The sequence below is a fragment of the Helicobacter pylori HUP-B14 genome (assembly GCF_000259235.1).
Classification (GTDB): Bacteria; Campylobacterota; Campylobacteria; order Campylobacterales; family Helicobacteraceae; genus Helicobacter; species Helicobacter pylori_CU.
In genome coordinates this window covers 628,636-645,339 of the sequence record NC_017733.1, presented here as the reverse complement: position 1 = coordinate 645,339, position 16,704 = coordinate 628,636, and the positions used below count along the sequence as shown (strand labels likewise).

Sequence of the window (16,704 nt, the reverse complement as noted above, 5' to 3'; positions counted from 1 at the left end):
ACATGCAAGATCGTTTAGTCAATGAAACAAAAAATATTGTAGAAGTGGGGATTGATTCTTCTATTGAAGAGAGCTATTTAGCCTATTCCATGAGCGTGATCATAGGGCGCGCTTTACCGGACGCTAGAGATGGCTTAAAGCCTGTGCATAGGCGTATTTTGTATGCGATGCATGAATTAGGCCTTACTTCCAAAGTCGCTTATAAAAAAAGCGCTAGGATCGTGGGTGATGTGATTGGTAAATACCACCCCCATGGCGACACTGCGGTTTATGATGCGTTGGTGAGAATGGCACAAGATTTTTCCATGCGCTTGGAATTGGTGGATGGGCAGGGTAACTTTGGCTCTATTGATGGCGATAACGCCGCAGCGATGCGTTACACTGAAGCCAGAATGACCAAGGCGAGTGAAGAGATTTTAAGGGATATTGATAAGGACACCATTGATTTTGTGCCTAATTACGATGACACCTTAAAAGAGCCAGATATTTTACCAAGCCGTCTGCCTAACCTTTTAGTCAATGGGGCTAATGGGATCGCCGTAGGCATGGCAACTTCTATCCCCCCTCATAGGATTGATGAAATCATAGACGCTTTAGTGCATGTCTTAGAAAACCCTAACGCTGAATTAGATGAAATTTTGGAATTTGTCAAAGGGCCTGACTTTCCCACCGGCGGAATCATTTATGGCAAGGCGGGTATTGTTGAAGCCTATAAAACGGGGCGAGGGCGCGTGAAAGTGCGGGCCAAAGTGCATGTGGAAAAAACAAAAAATAAAGAAATCATCGTTTTAGATGAAATGCCTTTTCAAACCAATAAAGCCAAATTAGTGGAACAAATCAGCGATTTAGCGCGAGAAAAACAAATTGAAGGCATTAGCGAAGTGCGCGATGAAAGCGATAGAGAGGGCATTAGAGTGGTGATTGAATTAAAAAGAGACGCGATGAGTGAAATTGTCTTAAACCACCTTTACAAACTCACCACCATGGAAACCACTTTTAGCATTATTTTACTCGCTATTTACAATAAAGAGCCTAAGATTTTCACGCTTTTAGAGTTGTTGCACCTTTTCTTAAACCACAGAAAAACCATTATTATAAGACGCACGATTTTTGAATTGGAAAAGGCTAAGGCTAGAGCGCATATTTTAGAAGGCTATTTGATCGCCTTGGACAATATTGATGAAATCGTGCAGCTCATTAAAACAAGCCCAAGCCCAGAAGCGGCTAAAAACGCCTTAATGGAGCGTTTCACTTTGAGCGAAATCCAAAGCAAAGCCATTTTAGAAATGCGTTTGCAACGCTTGACAGGCCTTGAAAGGGATAAAATCAAAGAAGAATACCAAAACTTGCTGGAACTTATTGCTGATCTCAATGGCATTTTAAAGAGCGAAGATCGCTTGAATGGAGTTGTCAAAACAGAGCTTTTAGAAGTCAAAGAGCAGTTTTCTTCTCCAAGGCGTACTGAAATTCAAGAATCGTATGAAAATATTGACATAGAAGATTTGATCGCTAATGAGCCTATGGTAGTGAGCATGAGCTATAAAGGCTATGTGAAAAGAGTGGATTTAAAAGCTTATGAAAAGCAAAATCGTGGCGGTAAGGGCAAGCTTTCAGGCAGCACTTATGAAGACGATTTCATTGAAAACTTTTTTGTGGCTAACACGCATGATATTTTGCTCTTTATCACCAATAAGGGGCAATTGTATCATTTGAAAGTCTATAAAATCCCAGAAGCGAGCCGGATCGCTATGGGTAAAGCCATTGTGAATTTAATCTCGCTCGCTCCGGATGAAAAGATCATGGCGACTCTAAGCACCAAAGACTTTAGCGATGAACGCTCTTTAGCTTTCTTCACAAAAAATGGCGTGGTGAAGCGCACCAATTTGAGCGAATTTGAAAGCAACAGGAGTTGTGGTATCAGAGCGATTGTTTTAGATGAAGGCGATGAATTAGTGAGTGCAAAAGTTGTGGATAAAAACGCTAAGCATTTGCTCATCGCATCGCATTTGGGTATTTTCATTAAATTCCCTTTAGAAGATGTACGCGAGATCGGAAGAACTACTCGTGGGGTTATAGGGATTAGGCTGAATGAAAACGATTTTGTTGTCGGTGCGGTCGTTATTAGCGATGATGGCAACAAGCTTTTGAGCGTGAGTGAAAACGGGCTTGGCAAGCAAACTTTAGCCGAAGCGTATAGAGAGCAATCTCGTGGAGGTAAGGGGGTCATTGGCATGAAGCTCACTCAAAAAACCGGCAATCTAGTGGGCGTTATCAGCGTAGATGATGAAAATTTGGATTTGATGATTCTTACTGCGAGTGCAAAAATGATCAGAGTTTCTATTAAAGATATTAGAGAAACCGGAAGAAACGCTAGTGGGGTAAAGCTCATAAATACCGCCGATAAAGTCATGTATGTCAATTCTTGCCCTAAAGAAGAAGAGCCAGAAAATTTAGAAAACCCTCCTGCACAATTATTTGAGTGATGCGTTTCTTTTCATTCTTTTATTTTTTATTGTATTTTTTAGGGGTTTCTTTGCATGCTCTAAACCCCCTAGAAGATCAAGAATTTTTAATTTCGTATCGCTTAAAAATCGTTGATTCTAGAGTGATGGGCGAAGAGTATTCTGTCTCTAAACCTATTGTCAGCCGCATCAAAACAGCCCCCTATGTTTTAGACTATCGTTGCTCCATCATCACTCGCAACTTACCCAATTTGAAAGACCCCTTGCTCCCAATAAAATTAGAACGCTTCCTTTTAGAAATAGCGTTAAAAAAAGAAAAAGAGCGAGTCATAGACTGCATTTTAAAAAGTCAAGTCGCTATCACGCATTATGATCACAGCTATAAAAACGGCACCACTACCACAAGCATTCTTGACCTCAAAGCCTTAAGCGTTAGAGCGAGTTTAGTGGGAGATGCGCTGTTTTTAGATATTTTTAGAAAGGAAGAAGAATGAAAATCGCCATTGTAGAAGATGATATTAACATGCGTAAAAGCCTGGAGCTTTTTTTTGAGCTTCAAGACGATTTAGAGATTGTGAGTTTTAAAAACCCTAAAGACGCTTTAGCCAAGTTAGATGAAAGCTTTGATTTAGTCATCACGGATATTAACATGCCCCATATGGACGGCTTAGAATTTTTACGCCTTTTAGAGGGCAAGTATGAATCCATTGTGATTACCGGTAATGCGACCTTGAATAAAGCCATTGATTCCATTCGTTTGGGCGTGAAAGACTTTTTCCAAAAGCCTTTTAAACCAGAATTGCTTTTAGAGTCCATCTATCGCACCAAAAAAGTTTTAGAATTTCAAAAAAAACACCCTTTAGAAAAACCTTTAAAAAAACCACACAAACACAGCTTTTTAGCCGCTTCAAAAGCTTTAGAAGAGAGCAAACGGCAGGCCTTAAAAGTCGCAAGCACGGACGCTAATGTCATGCTATTAGGCGAAAGCGGGGTGGGTAAGGAAGTTTTTGCTCATTTTATCCACCAGCATTCGCAACGCTCTAAACACCCTTTTATAGCGATCAACATGTCCGCTATCCCAGAGCATTTATTAGAAAGCGAGCTTTTTGGGTATCAAAAAGGGGCGTTCACGGACGCCACAGCCCCTAAAATGGGGCTTTTTGAGAGCGCTAATAAAGGCACGATCTTTTTAGATGAAATCGCTGAAATGCCCTTTCAATTGCAAAGCAAGCTTTTAAGAGTGGTTCAAGAAAAAGAAATCACGCGCCTTGGGGATAATAAAAGCGTTAAAATTGATGTTCGTTTCATTTCCGCTACCAACGCTAACATGAAAGAAAAAATCGCTTCAAAAGAATTTAGAGAAGATTTATTTTTCCGCTTGCAAATCGTGCCTATAACTATCGCGCCTTTAAGAGAGAGAGTAGAAGAGATTTTACCCATTGCTGAAATCAAGCTTAAAGAAGTGTGCGATGCGTATCATTTGGGGCCAAAATCCTTTTCAAAAAACGCCGCAAAACGCCTTTTAGAATACTCTTGGCATGGGAATGTGCGAGAGCTTTTAGGCGTCGTGGAAAGAGCGGCGATTTTAAGCGAAGGAGCAGAAATCCAAGAAAAAGATTTGTTTTTGGAAAGGTAGTTTGTAAGGCTTCTTTATAAATCATCTGCAACCAGATAAGTTTAATAAGTTTGAGTGATCACGCTATAATTTCATGGAGTTATTAGAAAAAAGCATTTATTGGAAACGCTTAATTTGGGATTTTTGCTTAAAGGGATTTAAAGATTGGGGTTCAATTAATGGGGAGTTTTTATGTTGGCGAATGATTTTATGGTTAAGAAATCAAAAAACAAGGAATTACATGGTTTGTTGTGTAACAAATTGAGTAAAAGAGTGGATAGATTTGGTTATAGAGCGATTGGTGTTGGAGCGGATAAAGAGACTAACGGAGTTGTTGTCCAGTTGAGTAAGGAAACGATTGTTAGATTGAATAGCAAGACCGCTTTAGCAAATGATGATGATTTCATGGCGGGTATTTTTGATGAATTTAATGGATTAAAGGCTAATAAGGAACCACAAAAACCTAACTCGTTCTATTATGGGTATGGTAGATCTTATAAAATCATTGATGTTCTTAATGATAAGGATGGTGATTTTATCAATTGCAGATTGCTTATCGTTAAGGAATTAGGGGTTGAAATGAGTGTTTAGGGTTTTATGCACCACCTGTGATTGATAATGACAACACCACTCTTGCTGATTTGCTTGAGAATGGCGAACCTACAAAATATATTATGAAGCTAATTCTGCAAATATCAGGCGTTTTTTGGACAAAGGGCCTTACAACATTGAGTGGTTGGTGAGAAAGTATTTGGGGGTTGGGTTTAGGAGTTGTAAGGTAGAGCAGATACAAGGAACGGAATTTGCGATCAAATTCCGCTATAAAAAGTGGGGGTCTATGATTGATAGAGAAGTTAAAATGCAATTCCCCAAATACCTTAAAGACTCAAAGAAGACAGCCGTTAGAATAACAAGCAGGGTGTTTTATGAGTTGTCAAAAGGGCCTCTGTTTGGCAACCTCCTTGGCAAAGATCCCATTCAGGCGATTCTCATGCGGAAGGAAAACAATAATAAATAAAATCTTGTTGGGTCTTAATTAGTTTTTTAAATTAAAAGTCATTTTTTAACCCCTAAGACCGCGCTACAAAAATTATCGTGCAATTAAAATCAAACTCTTTACTATTGACTATAAAAAATGTTTTTAGCATTTTTTATAATTTATGATTAACACTTAATGATAATAAAGCCTTATTAGTAGTTTTTGTGTGGGACTAAAAATAGTGAGTTTAGGGGGTTTTTAACCCTACCCCTTGTAATTTGGGCTATAGGGCGAAAATAATAGCGCCCACTCTCACGATTATGGATTTAACTATGGCGCATTTTTCTTGCTTCATTCGTTGTGGCTCTTGTGTTTTAAATTCGTTTGTGGTGGGATTATTCCCGTTAAGGTTTGAAACGCTATTGTCGTTTCTGTGATGATTAGAGAGTGTCGGCTTGATCTCTATTTTCCTTAGTATTTTCTCATTTTTCAAACTCTCATGCAATGGATTTTAAAGGCATGGCTTCTTTGCTAACTTTTATATAATCAATGGTTATTGTTGCCGCTAGCCTTATAATTTGAAACCATGACGCAATAGTGCCTCTGCTTATCTAATATTTAGCTGTCTGTTATTTTCAGCCCTACATCGTTTCTACAAACAAATGCAAGCTATTTCAATTCTAAAGCTAAAAATTTTCCCGTATAGCTTTGGGTTTTTTCGCAATTTTTTGCCACTTCTAAAGGCGTGCCGCTCGCAATGACTCTCCCACCTTTATCCCCCCCATCAGGCCCCATGTCTATAATGTAGTCAGCGTTTTTGATAATGTCTAAATTATGCTCAATCACTAGCATGGAATTGCCTAACGCCACTAAAGAATGTAAGACTTGTAAAAGGTGATTCACGTCTTCAAAATGCAAACCGGTGGTAGGCTCATCTAAAATATAAAGGGTTTTGCCTGTGTCTTTTTTACTCAATTCTTTAGCTAATTTGATCCTTTGAGCCTCCCCCCCACTTAAAGTCGTAGCGTTTTGCCCTAAAGTGATATAGCCTAAGCCCACATCTATAAGCGTTTTTAACTTCACAGCGATTTTAGGGAATTTAGCAAAAAATTCATAAGCTTCTTCCACGCTCATGTTCAACACATCAGCAATGGATTTGCCTTTCACCTTGATTTCTAAAGTTTGGGGGTTGTATTTAGCGCCCTTACAGCTATCGCATTGGACTAACACATCAGGCAAAAAGTGCATTTCTATTTTAATATCCCCATCGCCTTGGCATTTCTCGCACCGCCCTCCTTTAACATTAAAGCTAAAACGGCTCGCGCTATAGCCTAAAATTTTAGCTTCTTTTTGCTCGGCAAATAAAATCCTGATTTCATCCATCACCCCTGTGTAAGTGGCAGGGTTGCTTCGTGGGGTTTTGCCTATGGGGGCTTGATCTAAATAAATCACTTTATCCAAATGCTCCAACCCCACAATCTCCACCCCATTCAAACTTTGAGCTTTTTTAGCATGGTTTAAAAGGGTTTGAGCGGTGGGTAAAAGGGTTTGTAAGATCAGCGAGCTTTTACCGCTCCCGCTCACCCCAGTAATGCACACCAATTGTTTTAAAGGGATTTGAACGCTCAAATTCTTAATGTTATTGATATTGACATTTTTAATTTCTAAAAAATGCTTTTCTTTAGGGGGTTCAAATTTAGGGCGCTCAATCTTTTTAGTGCCGTTGAGATACAAGGCAGTAGAATGGTTATTTTGCAATAAATCTTCTACGCTCCCGCTAAAAACCACTTCGCCCCCATGCCTTCCAGCCTTTGGCCCAATATCCACAACAAAATCCGCATGCTTAATCGTCTCTTTATCATGCTCTACGACAATGAGCGTGTTCCCCTTTTTTTGTAAATTCCTAAGGGTGTTGATGAGTTTGAGCGTGTCCTTTTCATGCAAGCCAATGCTAGGCTCGTCTAAAACATACAAAACCCCTGTCAAACCGCTCCCGATTTGACTAGCGATTCGTATCCTTTGGCTCTCCCCTCCGCTAATCGTTCGCGCATCCCTCCCCAAAGTCAAATACCCTAGCCCCACATCGTATAAAAAAAACACCCTTTCTAAAATCTCTTTTAAAATGGGTTCAGCGATCTTTTTTTCTTGCTCGTTAAGATAGCTAAAATGCGTGGGATCATTAAAAAAGTGATAGACTTCTTCAATAGGCTTAGTTAAAAAATCCGCCATTTTCAAGCCAGCGACTTGAACGCTCAAACTGGAGGCTTTCAAACGATGCCCCTTGCATGAAGAACAGGTTTTTTCGCTCATGTAATCGCTCAAATCCTTTTGCTCTTTAAACATGTCATAAGCGATTTGGATAATGCCTTTCCAGGGGCGTTTCAAAGAGCTGTTTTTAAAATGAAAGCTGATTTCAGTGCCATTCCCATACAAAAGAGCGTCTTGCTGCTCTTTATTCAATTCATTAAAACAAAGCGCACTGTCAATGCCATTATACTCGCAAAAGCCTTCAAACATTTGAGCGTAATAACTGCGGTTATACCCAAAAATCACTTTAATCGCTCCTTGATTTAAAGGCGTGTTAGGATCTAAAATCTTACTAATATCTAGGCTAAATTTTGTCCCCAAACCCAAACAGCTCTCGCACGCCCCTTTAGGCGAATTGAAAGAAAAACTCAAAGGCTCTAATTCTTCAAAACTCATCTTACACTTAAAACATGCCTTATGCTCGCTGTAATGCTTTCTGATGCTTGGCGCGTTGTCTTGCAAGATTTCCACTTCTAATTCCCCATAGCTTTCTTTAAGGGCTTTTTCTACTGCACTAGCGATCCGTGAAGAATTTTCGCTATTGATAACCACCCTATCCACCACCGCTTCAATGGTGTGTTTTTTGGTTTTGTGCAAATGGATTTCTTCATCTAAACGCACCATCACCCCATCAACAAAAGCCCTCACATACCCCTTCAAACGCAAACTCTCTAATTTATCGTTAAACGAACCTTTTTTATCTTTAATAATGGGGGCGAGAATAATGATTTTAGAATTTTCTTCTAAATGACAGATTTGAGAAATAATATCGCTCGCGCTCATAGAACTAATAGGCTCTAAACATGTGGGGCAAAATTGCTCCCCAACCCTTGCAAACAACAACCTTAAATAATCATAAATCTCAGTGATCGTCCCCACAGTGGATCTAGGGTTTTTAGAAGTGGTTTTTTGATCAATAGCGATCGCTGGGGTTAGGCCTTCAATCTTATCCACATTAGGCTTACCCACTTTGTCTAAAAATTGCCTCGCATAGCTGGACAAACTCTCTAAATAGCGCCTTTGGCCTTCAGCGTATAGAGTGTCAAACGCCAGAGTGGATTTACCCGAACCGCTCAATCCGGTAAAAACAATAAATTGGTTTTTAGGGATTTCTAAAAAAATATTTTTGAGATTGTTTTCCCTAGCCCCTTGAATAATGATCTTATCCATAATGGTTTTATGTTGCAAGAGTTTCCTTAAAATAAGAAAATGGATTAAAAGGAGCTATTATACTTCAAAAAAGAATGGTTTTATTATCATTTCTTATTCATAAGAGTTAAAAATATTTGCTTGATTAAGGATAAACATGCTATTATTTTATGAGACAATTTTAAAGATAGGAATGTAAAGGAATGGAATTTATGAAAAAGTTTGTAGCTTTAGGGCTTCTATCCGCAGTTTTAAGCTCTTCGTTGTTAGCCGAAGGTGATGGTGTTTATATAGGGACTAATTATCAGCTTGGACAAGCCCGTTTGAATAGCAATATTTATAATACAGGGGATTGCACAGGGAGTGTTGTAGGTTGCCCCCCAGGTCTTACCGCTAATAAGTATAATCCAGGACATACCAATATCAATTGGCATGCTAAATACGCTAATGGGGCTTTGAATGGTCTTGGGTTGAATGTGGGTTATAAGAAGTTCTTCCAATTCAAGTCTTTTGATATGACAAGCAAGTGGTTTGGTTTTAGGGTGTATGGGCTTTTTGATTATGGGCATGCCACTTTAGGCAAGCAAGTTTATGCACCTAATAAAATTCAGTTGGATATGGTCTCTTGGGGTGTGGGGAGCGATTTGTTAGCTGATATTATTGATAACGATAACGCTTCTTTTGGTGTTTTTGGTGGGGTCGCTATCGGCGGTAACACTTGGAAAAGCTCAGCGGCAAACTATTGGAAAGAGCAAATCATTGAAGCTAAAGGTCCTGATGTTTGTACCCCCACTTATTGTAACCCTAACGCTCCTTATAGCACCAAAACTTCAACCGTCGCCTTTCAAGTATGGTTGAATTTTGGGGTGAGAGCCAATATCTACAAGCATAATGGCGTAGAGTTTGGCGTGAGAGTACCCCTACTCATCAACAAGTTTTTGAGCGCGGGTCCTAACGCTACTAATCTTTATTATCATTTGAAACGGGATTATTCGCTTTATTTGGGGTATAACTACACTTTTTAAACCTTTAAAAGGGTATCTTTAAGCCCTTTTTAGTCTTTATGAAAAGGGTTTTAGTTTGAATTTTCACACCTTAAAAAGCTAAGATCAATTAAAAAAACTTTTGAGCGTAACCAACAAAACCAATACTATTGAGTGGGCATTTGGAAAATTCATCTAGGGGTTTTAAGGGGGTTATTTGCAAGAAATAGAAAATCTGCACCAAAGCGTTTTGTTGCAAGAAGTTTTGCAAGCGTTCACGCCTTTAGAAGAAGGGATTTTGATTGATTGCACTTTAGGGTTAGGGGGGCATTCTAAAGCCCTTTTATCCCAAAAACCGCACCTGAAACTCATTGGCATTGATAAAGATAAGTTCGCTCAAGAAATCGCTAAAGAACGATTGAAAGAATTTGAAGGGCGTTACAACCTCTTAAGCGGGGGTTTTGCCAAACGCTTTAAAGAAGCCCTAGAAATTCATGGCGAGCGAATCAAGGGGGTTTTAGTGGATTTAGGGGTGAGCTCCTTACAGCTTGATGATGACAATAGAGGGTTTAATTTCCGCTCGCATGCTTTGGATATGCGCATGGATTTGGAAAGCGAATTGAACGCTCAAAAAGTCATCAACTCTTATCCTGTAGTGGCGTTAGAAAAAATCTTTAGAGACTATGGCGAAATCAAAGAATACAAAAAAATCGCCCACAAAATTGCAGAAAGGCGCGCTAAAAAACCCTTCAAAGACGCTAAGGATTTGAGCGATTTTTTAAGCTCTTTTTCTAAAAATAAAAAAATCCATCCAGCGACTTTGGTGTTTCAAGCCATCCGCATAGAAGTCAATAGCGAATTAGAAGAGTTAAAAGAGTTTTTACAATGCGCTAGAAACCTTAAGGGGGCGATTTTGTGCGTGATTTCTTTTCATTCTTTAGAAGACGCGTTAGTGAAAAACGCTTTCAAAGATTACGCTAAAAATTGCATTTGCGATCCTTCAAGTTTCAAATGCGCTTGCTCTAATAACCACGCTTTAGGCGCAATTTTAACCAAAAAGCCCATCACTCCAAGCCCAGAAGAAATTAAAAACAACAGGCGTTCACGAAGCGCCAAAATGAGGGTGTTTCAATTCAAACCATGAGTAAGTTATATGAGTAAGCCATGAATATCAAAACCCATTCTTCAAATGAAAAAGAACGCTTTGTGCACATAGAAGATGACGAAAAGAAAGAATTATTCGCTGGAACTGCAAATGAAAATTCGCATGGTCTTTCTTTAATGAATTTAATAGGGGTATTGGTTTTTGGGGGTGCGTTTTTAGCTCTGTTTGTGCCTAAAATTTATTTAAGCAATAACATCTATTATATTAGCCGTAAAATCAACACCCTAGAAAATCAAAAACGCCTGCTTTTAGAAGAACAGCAAATCCTAAAAAACGAATTAGAAAAAGAGCGTTTTAAATACTACATAGAGAATAGTGAAAATATTGGCGATATTGCGTTTTAATGAAAAAATGCCAGAAAACATTTTTTAAACTAAATATAAAAGAGCTTGCGTCAAGCAAGGTCTCTTATAAAGCGCTCTTAGAGAGCATTAAGCACAAAATATCCCCCTATGCGTTCATGATTTTGCTATCAAACAAAGCAACTCAAACCCCTTTTTTAGAAAAATTAAGGGGGGGTTAAAGGTTTTGAGTGTCAAGTTTTTATTAAAAATGACCTAATTAACGCTAAATTAGCCCTAAAACAAACGCTTGTTTTTAAAAATTTGTTTCAATATGAAATGTAAAGCCCCTTTAAACCCTTGATTTTTAGGAAAAACCCCTCTTAAATAGTATAATAGAAATTCTAAAAGCCCATAAAAGTTAATCAAGGAGCAACCATAAAAAATATTCACTTCGCTTTTGTTATTCAGTATATAACACAACACTAACATCAGATAAGGAAATACAGATGAAAAAAACGATTTCAGCGTTGTTTTTATCAGCATGTATAGGGTTATCGTCTGTTCATGCAGATAACGCTTTGATTTTACAAACCGATTTTAGCCTAAAAGATGGGGCCGTCTCGGCGATGAAAGGCGTCGCTTTCAGCGTTGATTCCCATCTTAAAATCTTTGATTTAACGCACGAAATCCCCCCATATAACATCTGGGAAGGTGCTTACCGCTTGTATCAAACCGCTAGTTATTGGCCAAAAGGTTCGGTATTTGTGAGCGTAGTGGATCCGGGCGTAGGCACTAATCGTAAATCGGTGGTATTGAAAACTAAAAACGGCCAGTATTTCGTCTCGCCGGATAACGGCACGCTGACTTTGGTGGCGCAAACTTTGGGGATTGATAGCGTGCGTGAAATTGATGAAAAAGCTAACCGCTTGAAAGGTTCTGAAAAATCCTATACTTTCCATGGTCGTGATGTGTATGCTTACACTGGGGCACGCCTAGCTTCTGGGGCGATCACATTTGAGCAGGTCGGGCCAGAGCTTCCCCCAAAAGTTATTGAAATTCCTTACCAAAAAGCGAAAGCCACAAAAGGGGAAGTGAAAGGCAATATCCCGATTTTGGATATTCAATATGGCAATGTTTGGAGCAATATCAGCGATAAATTACTCAATCAAGCAAAAATCAAACGCAACGATATATTGTGTGTAACTATTTCTAAGGGTTCTAAGAAACAATACGAAGGGAAAATGCCGTATGTTGCGAGCTTTGGCGATGTGCCAGAAGGCCAGCCGTTAGTTTATTTAAACAGCTTGTTGAATGTTTCTGTGGCGTTGAATATGGATAATTTCGCGCAAAAACATCAAATTAAATCTGGCGCTGATTGGAATATTGATATAAAGAAGTGCGCTAAATAAGGTGCTTTTTAGAAAATTAAGGGGTTATAGGGGGGTTAAAGGTTTTTAACTATCAAACTTTGATTAACACGACCTAATTAACGCTAAATTAGCCCTAAAACGAACGCTTGTTTTTAAAAATTTGTTTTAATATGAAACACTAATCCCTTGTAAAAACTTTAAATTTCAAAAAACAAACAAACAACCCCCTTAAATTGTATAATAAAGGCACTATAAACTAAAAAGAGATAACCATGAGAAAACTATTCATCCCACTTTTATTATTCAGCGCTTTAGAATCGAACGAGAAAAATGGCTTTTTCATAGAAGCCGGCTTTGAAACCGGGCTATTAGAAGGCACGCAAACGCAAGAAAAAAGACACACCACCACAAAAAACACTTACGCAACTTACAATTATTTACCCACAGACACGATTTTAAAAAGAGCGGCTAATTTGTTCACAGACGCTAAATCCATATCACAATTAACATTTTCATCCTTATCCCCTATTAAAGTATTGTATATTGGTGGTAAATTAACTATAGAAAATTTCCTACCTTATAATTTAAGCAATGTGAAGCTTAGTTTTAAGGACGCTCAAGGCAACACGATCGATCTAGGCGTGATAGAGACCATCCCCAAACACTCTAAGATGGTTTTGCCTGGAGAGGCATTTGATAGCCTAAAAGAGGCGTTTGATAAAATTAGCCCCTATACTTTCTTTTTTCCAAAATTTGAAACCACTAGCACTTCTGTTTCTGACGCTAACACGCAGAGGGTGTTTGAAACGCTCAATAACATTAAGACAAATCTGATAATGAAATATAGTAATGAAAATCCAAGCAATTTCAACACTTGTCCTTATAATAATAATGGTAATACAAAAAATGATTGTTGGCAAAATTTCACCCCGCAAACCGCAGAAGAATTCACCAATTTAATGTTGAACATGATCGCTGTCTTAGACTCCCAATCTTGGGGCGATGCGATTTTAAACGCTCCTTTTGAATTCACTAACAGCTCAACAGATTGCGATAATAATCCTTCAAAATGCGTAAATCCCGGAGTAAATGGGCGTGTTGATACTAAAGTCGATCAACAATATATACTCAACAAACAAGGTATTATTAATAATTTTAGAAAAAAAATAGAAATTGATGCGGTTGTTTTAAAAAATTCAGGGGTTGTAGGGTTAGCCAATGGATATGGTAATGATGGTGAATATGGCACATTAGGGGTAGAAGCCTATGCCTTAGAACCCCAAAAACTCTTTGGCAATGACCTTAAAACTATCAATTTGGCTGATTTAAGAACCATTTTGCATGAATTCAGCCACACTAAAGGCTATGGGCATAATGGGAACATGACTTACCAAAGAGTGCCAACCGGTCAAACTGAAAATGGCAAGCCAAAAGATTCTGATGGTCTCCCCTATAATGTGTGTTCGCTTTATGGGGGTTCCAATCAGCCAGCTTTCCCTAGCAACTACCCTAATTCCATCTATCACAATTGCGCAGATGTCCCAGCTGGCTTTTTAGGGGTAACAGCAGCGGTTTGGCAGCAGCTTATTAATCAAAACGCTTTACCTATAGATTACGCGAATTTGAGCGCTCAAACAAACTACAATCTAAACGCTAGTTTGAACACGCAAGATTTAGCCAATTCCATGCTTGGCACCATTCAAAAGACCTTTTTGACTTCTAGCGTCACTAACCATTACACTTCAAGTGCGTCGCAAAGTTTTAGAAGTCCTATTTTAGGGGTTAACGCTAAAATAGGCTATCAAAACTACTTTAATGATTTCATAGGGTTGGCTTATTATGGCATCATCAAATACAATTACGCTAAAGCTATTAACCAAAAAGTCCAGCAATTGAGCTATGGTGGGGGGTTAGATTTGTTATTGGATTTCATCACCACTTACTCTAATAAAAATAGCCCTATAGATATTCAAACCAGAAGAAACTTTTCTTCATCTTTTGGTATCTTTGGGGGGTTAAGGGGCTTGTATAACAGCTATTATGTGCTCAATAAAGTCAAAGGGAGCGGTAATTTAGATGTGGCTACCGGGTTGAACTACCGCTATAAGCATTCTAAATATTCTGTAGGGATTAGCGTTCCTTTAATCCAAAGAAAAGCTAGCGTCGTTTCTAGTGGTAGCGATTACACGAACTCTTTTGTTTTCAATGAAGGGGCTAGCCATTTTAAGGTGTTTTTTAATTACGGGTGGGTGTTTTAGAGTATAAAATCCATTAAGCGCGAAATCCATTGACAGAAATAATATTTTTTTAAATAAAAGCCTTATTTTTGTCTTTTTTTCGTATAATAAGATTTAAGTTAGTATTGATAGTGGTGCGTTAAGGCTTTTCAATCTTGTGCGATAAAATCAACGCTTCTTAATAAGCTTATAGTTTTAAACATTCAAAATAGTATAAAAAGGAAAGTCATGTATGCGGCTCATCCTATTAAACCCCTAAAAGCCCCTAAACTCAAATCTCAATTTTTAAGGCGTGTGTTTGCGGGCGCGTCCATTAGGCGTTGGAATGACCAAGCATGCCCTTTGGAATTTGTGGAACTAGACAAGCAAGCCCATAAAGCGATGATTGCGTATCTGCTCGCTAAAGATTCAAAAGACAGGGGTAAAGATTTAGATTTGGATCTTTTGATTAAGTTCTTTTGCTTTGAGTTTTTGGAACGCTTGGTTTTAACCGATATTAAACCCCCTATTTTTTACGCCCTCCAACAAACGCACAGCCAAGAATTAGCCTCCTATGTCGTGCAAAGTTTGCAAGATGAAATCAGCGCGTATTTTTCTTTAGAGGAGCTCAAAGAGTATTTAAGCCACAGACCCCAAATTTTAGAAACTCAAATTTTAGAGAGCGCGCATTTTTATGCGTCCAAATGGGAATTTGATATTATCTATCATTTTAACCCCAACATGTATGGCGTGAAAGAGATTAAAGATAAAATTGACAAGCAACTCCACAATAACGAGCATTTGTTTGAAGGGCTTTTTGGGGAAAAAGAAGATCTGAAAAAATTGGTGAGCATGTTTGGGCAGTTGCGTTTCCAAAAGCGCTGGAGCCAGACCCCAAGAGTGCCGCAAACCAGCGTTTTAGGGCATACCTTATGCGTGGCGATTATGGGGTATTTATTAAGCTTTGATTTAAAAGCTTGTAAAAGCATGCGGATCAATCATTTTTTGGGCGGGCTTTTCCATGATTTGCCCGAGATTTTAACCCGAGACATTATCACGCCCATCAAACAAAGCGTTGCGGGGCTTGATAACTGCATTAAAGAAATTGAAAAAAAGGAAATGCAAAACAAAGTCTATTCCTTTGTTTCTTTGGGCGTTCAAGAAGATTTGAAATATTTCACCGAAAACGAGTTCAAAAACCGCTACAAAGACAAGTCTCACAAAATCATTTTCACTAAAGACGCTGAAGAATTGTTCACGCTTTATAACAGCGATGAATATCTTGGGGTTTGTGGGGAGCTTTTGAAGGTGTGCGATCATTTGAGCGCGTTTTTAGAAGCTCAAATCTCTCTTTCTCATGGCATTTCCAGTAACGATTTGATTAAAGGGGCTAAAAACCTTTTAGAATTGCGATCCCAAACGGAATTGCTTGATTTAGACTTAGGGAAGTTGTTTAGGGATTTTAAATAATGAACTATAAAGAATTACTAGAATTTAACGATTACGCTATGGATTTAACCATTCGCATGGCTCATCATAGCACCGCTATTGAAAACAATCCTTTGAGCCTTGCTGAAACCATAAGTATTTTAACCACCGAATACATTCCTAGAGAAATGCCCCAAAGAGCCTTCTTTGAAGTGAAAAACTATCAAAACATGCTCTTCTTTCTGTTAGAAAACCTGAATAAAAGACAAAGCATGGATAGTTTTTTTATAAGGGAGTTGCATGGGATTTTAATGAATTTTTTACTCCCCAATAAGGGGGCTTTCAAAACGACTGATAATACCATTTTAGGAGTTAGTTTTGAAACGACCCCCCATTTTCAAGTGCCTATGGCTATGAAAGAATGGTGCGATAATCTCAATTATAAGATGAAAACCTTACAAGATAAAGAAGAAAAACTAAAAACTATTTTAGAACAACACATTTTGTTTGAAAGGATACACCCTTTTAGCGATGGTAATGGTAAGGTGGGCAGAATGCTAATCTTTTATAGCGTTTTAGAGCAAAACTTAATACCATTTGTGATCACCAAAGAACAAAAAGAGGCTTACATTAAGGCTTTAGACACGCATAATACAGAAAGCTTATACCAACTCGCCAAAGTATCCCAGGAGTTTGAACTCACACGCATACAAGGACAAATGATACTCAATAAGAATAAGCCCTAA

The 16,704-nt window shown here is 38.4% G+C and carries 12 protein-coding genes and 2 pseudogenes; 12 read left to right on the top strand and 2 right to left on the bottom strand.

Annotated features, from left to right (window positions below; translation table 11 throughout):
• The first annotated feature begins 2 nt into the window (after positions 1 to 2).
• The 4 genes and pseudogenes from gyrA to HPB14_RS08575 all read left to right on the top strand — a co-directional run bounded on the left by gyrA (position 3) and on the right by HPB14_RS08575 (position 5,095).
• Positions 3 to 2,483: a DNA topoisomerase (ATP-hydrolyzing) subunit A gene (gene gyrA / locus HPB14_RS03190; RefSeq protein WP_001154013.1), complete on the top strand. Its 2,481-nt coding sequence runs from the start codon at positions 3 to 5 to the stop codon at positions 2,481 to 2,483.
• Entirely contained in the window at positions 2,483 to 2,956 is a 474-nt protein-coding gene (locus HPB14_RS03185; protein WP_014658461.1) for a hypothetical protein, read from the top strand. Before gyrA ends, HPB14_RS03185 begins: the two co-directional genes overlap by 1 nt.
• The gene (flgR, locus tag HPB14_RS03180; RefSeq protein ID WP_000684503.1) at positions 2,953 to 4,098 is read left to right on the top strand and encodes a transcriptional activator FlgR; all 1,146 of its coding nucleotides are present in this window, start codon (positions 2,953 to 2,955) and stop codon (positions 4,096 to 4,098) included. The genes HPB14_RS03185 and flgR overlap by 4 nt, the downstream gene beginning before the upstream one ends.
• A 171-nt stretch (positions 4,099 to 4,269) precedes the next feature.
• A pseudogene (locus HPB14_RS08575) lies at positions 4,270 to 5,095 on the top strand (hypothetical protein).
• Positions 5,096 to 5,339: 244 nt separating this feature from the next.
• On the opposite strand, the gene HPB14_RS08395 reads toward HPB14_RS08575, so the two are convergent.
• On the bottom strand, positions 5,340 to 5,549 hold the full coding sequence (locus tag HPB14_RS08395) for a hypothetical protein (RefSeq protein WP_000787063.1): 210 nt from the start codon (positions 5,547 to 5,549) through the stop codon (positions 5,340 to 5,342).
• Between the two features lie 176 nt (positions 5,550 to 5,725).
• A complete protein-coding gene (gene uvrA / locus HPB14_RS03155) occupies positions 5,726 to 8,551 on the bottom strand; it encodes an excinuclease ABC subunit UvrA (RefSeq protein WP_001163940.1) in 2,826 nt (941 codons plus the stop codon).
• A gap of 164 nt (positions 8,552 to 8,715) precedes the next feature.
• Here uvrA and hopE point away from each other — a divergent pair, with 164 nt between their 5' ends.
• From hopE to HPB14_RS03110, 8 genes and pseudogenes are all read left to right on the top strand, one after another.
• A complete protein-coding gene (gene hopE / locus HPB14_RS03150) occupies positions 8,716 to 9,537 on the top strand; it encodes a Hop family outer membrane protein HopE (RefSeq protein WP_000395404.1) in 822 nt (273 codons plus the stop codon).
• Positions 9,538 to 9,712: 175 nt separating this feature from the next.
• On the top strand, positions 9,713 to 10,639 hold the full coding sequence (gene rsmH / locus HPB14_RS03145) for a 16S rRNA (cytosine(1402)-N(4))-methyltransferase RsmH (RefSeq protein ID WP_001155536.1): 927 nt from the start codon (positions 9,713 to 9,715) through the stop codon (positions 10,637 to 10,639).
• 20 nt (positions 10,640 to 10,659) lie between these two features.
• Entirely contained in the window at positions 10,660 to 11,004 is a 345-nt protein-coding gene (locus HPB14_RS03140) for a hypothetical protein (protein WP_001022672.1), read from the top strand.
• Between the two features lie 116 nt (positions 11,005 to 11,120).
• Positions 11,121 to 11,305 (top strand): annotated as a pseudogene (locus HPB14_RS08570) (hypothetical protein).
• Positions 11,306 to 11,450: 145 nt separating this feature from the next.
• Positions 11,451 to 12,353, top strand: a complete 903-nt coding sequence (locus tag HPB14_RS03125) for an SAM hydrolase/SAM-dependent halogenase family protein (protein ID WP_000751285.1) — start codon at positions 11,451 to 11,453, stop codon at positions 12,351 to 12,353.
• A gap of 233 nt (positions 12,354 to 12,586) precedes the next feature.
• Entirely contained in the window at positions 12,587 to 14,572 is a 1,986-nt protein-coding gene (locus HPB14_RS03120; RefSeq protein ID WP_001228467.1) for a porin family protein, read from the top strand.
• Between the two features lie 207 nt (positions 14,573 to 14,779).
• On the top strand, positions 14,780 to 16,000 hold the full coding sequence (locus tag HPB14_RS03115) for an HD domain-containing protein (RefSeq protein ID WP_000270555.1): 1,221 nt from the start codon (positions 14,780 to 14,782) through the stop codon (positions 15,998 to 16,000).
• The gene (locus HPB14_RS03110; protein ID WP_001106872.1) at positions 16,000 to 16,704 is read left to right on the top strand and encodes a Fic family protein; all 705 of its coding nucleotides are present in this window, start codon (positions 16,000 to 16,002) and stop codon (positions 16,702 to 16,704) included. Before HPB14_RS03115 ends, HPB14_RS03110 begins: the two co-directional genes overlap by 1 nt.

Bases quoted from the DNA above. Each gene is read 5' to 3' on its own strand.
- gyrA (WP_001154013.1), top strand. From the start codon at position 3: ATGCAAGATCGTTTAGTCAATGAAACAAAAAATATTGTAGAAGTGGGG.
- HPB14_RS03185 (WP_014658461.1), top strand. From the start codon at position 2,483: ATGCGTTTCTTTTCATTCTTTTATTTTTTATTGTATTTTTTAGGGGTT.
- flgR (WP_000684503.1), top strand. From the start codon at position 2,953: ATGAAAATCGCCATTGTAGAAGATGATATTAACATGCGTAAAAGCCTG.
- hopE (WP_000395404.1), top strand. From the start codon at position 8,716: ATGGAATTTATGAAAAAGTTTGTAGCTTTAGGGCTTCTATCCGCAGTT.
- HPB14_RS03140 (WP_001022672.1), top strand. From the start codon at position 10,660: ATGAATATCAAAACCCATTCTTCAAATGAAAAAGAACGCTTTGTGCAC.
- HPB14_RS03125 (WP_000751285.1), top strand. From the start codon at position 11,451: ATGAAAAAAACGATTTCAGCGTTGTTTTTATCAGCATGTATAGGGTTA.
- HPB14_RS03120 (WP_001228467.1), top strand. From the start codon at position 12,587: ATGAGAAAACTATTCATCCCACTTTTATTATTCAGCGCTTTAGAATCG.
- HPB14_RS03115 (WP_000270555.1), top strand. From the start codon at position 14,780: ATGTATGCGGCTCATCCTATTAAACCCCTAAAAGCCCCTAAACTCAAA.
- HPB14_RS03110 (WP_001106872.1), top strand. From the start codon at position 16,000: ATGAACTATAAAGAATTACTAGAATTTAACGATTACGCTATGGATTTA.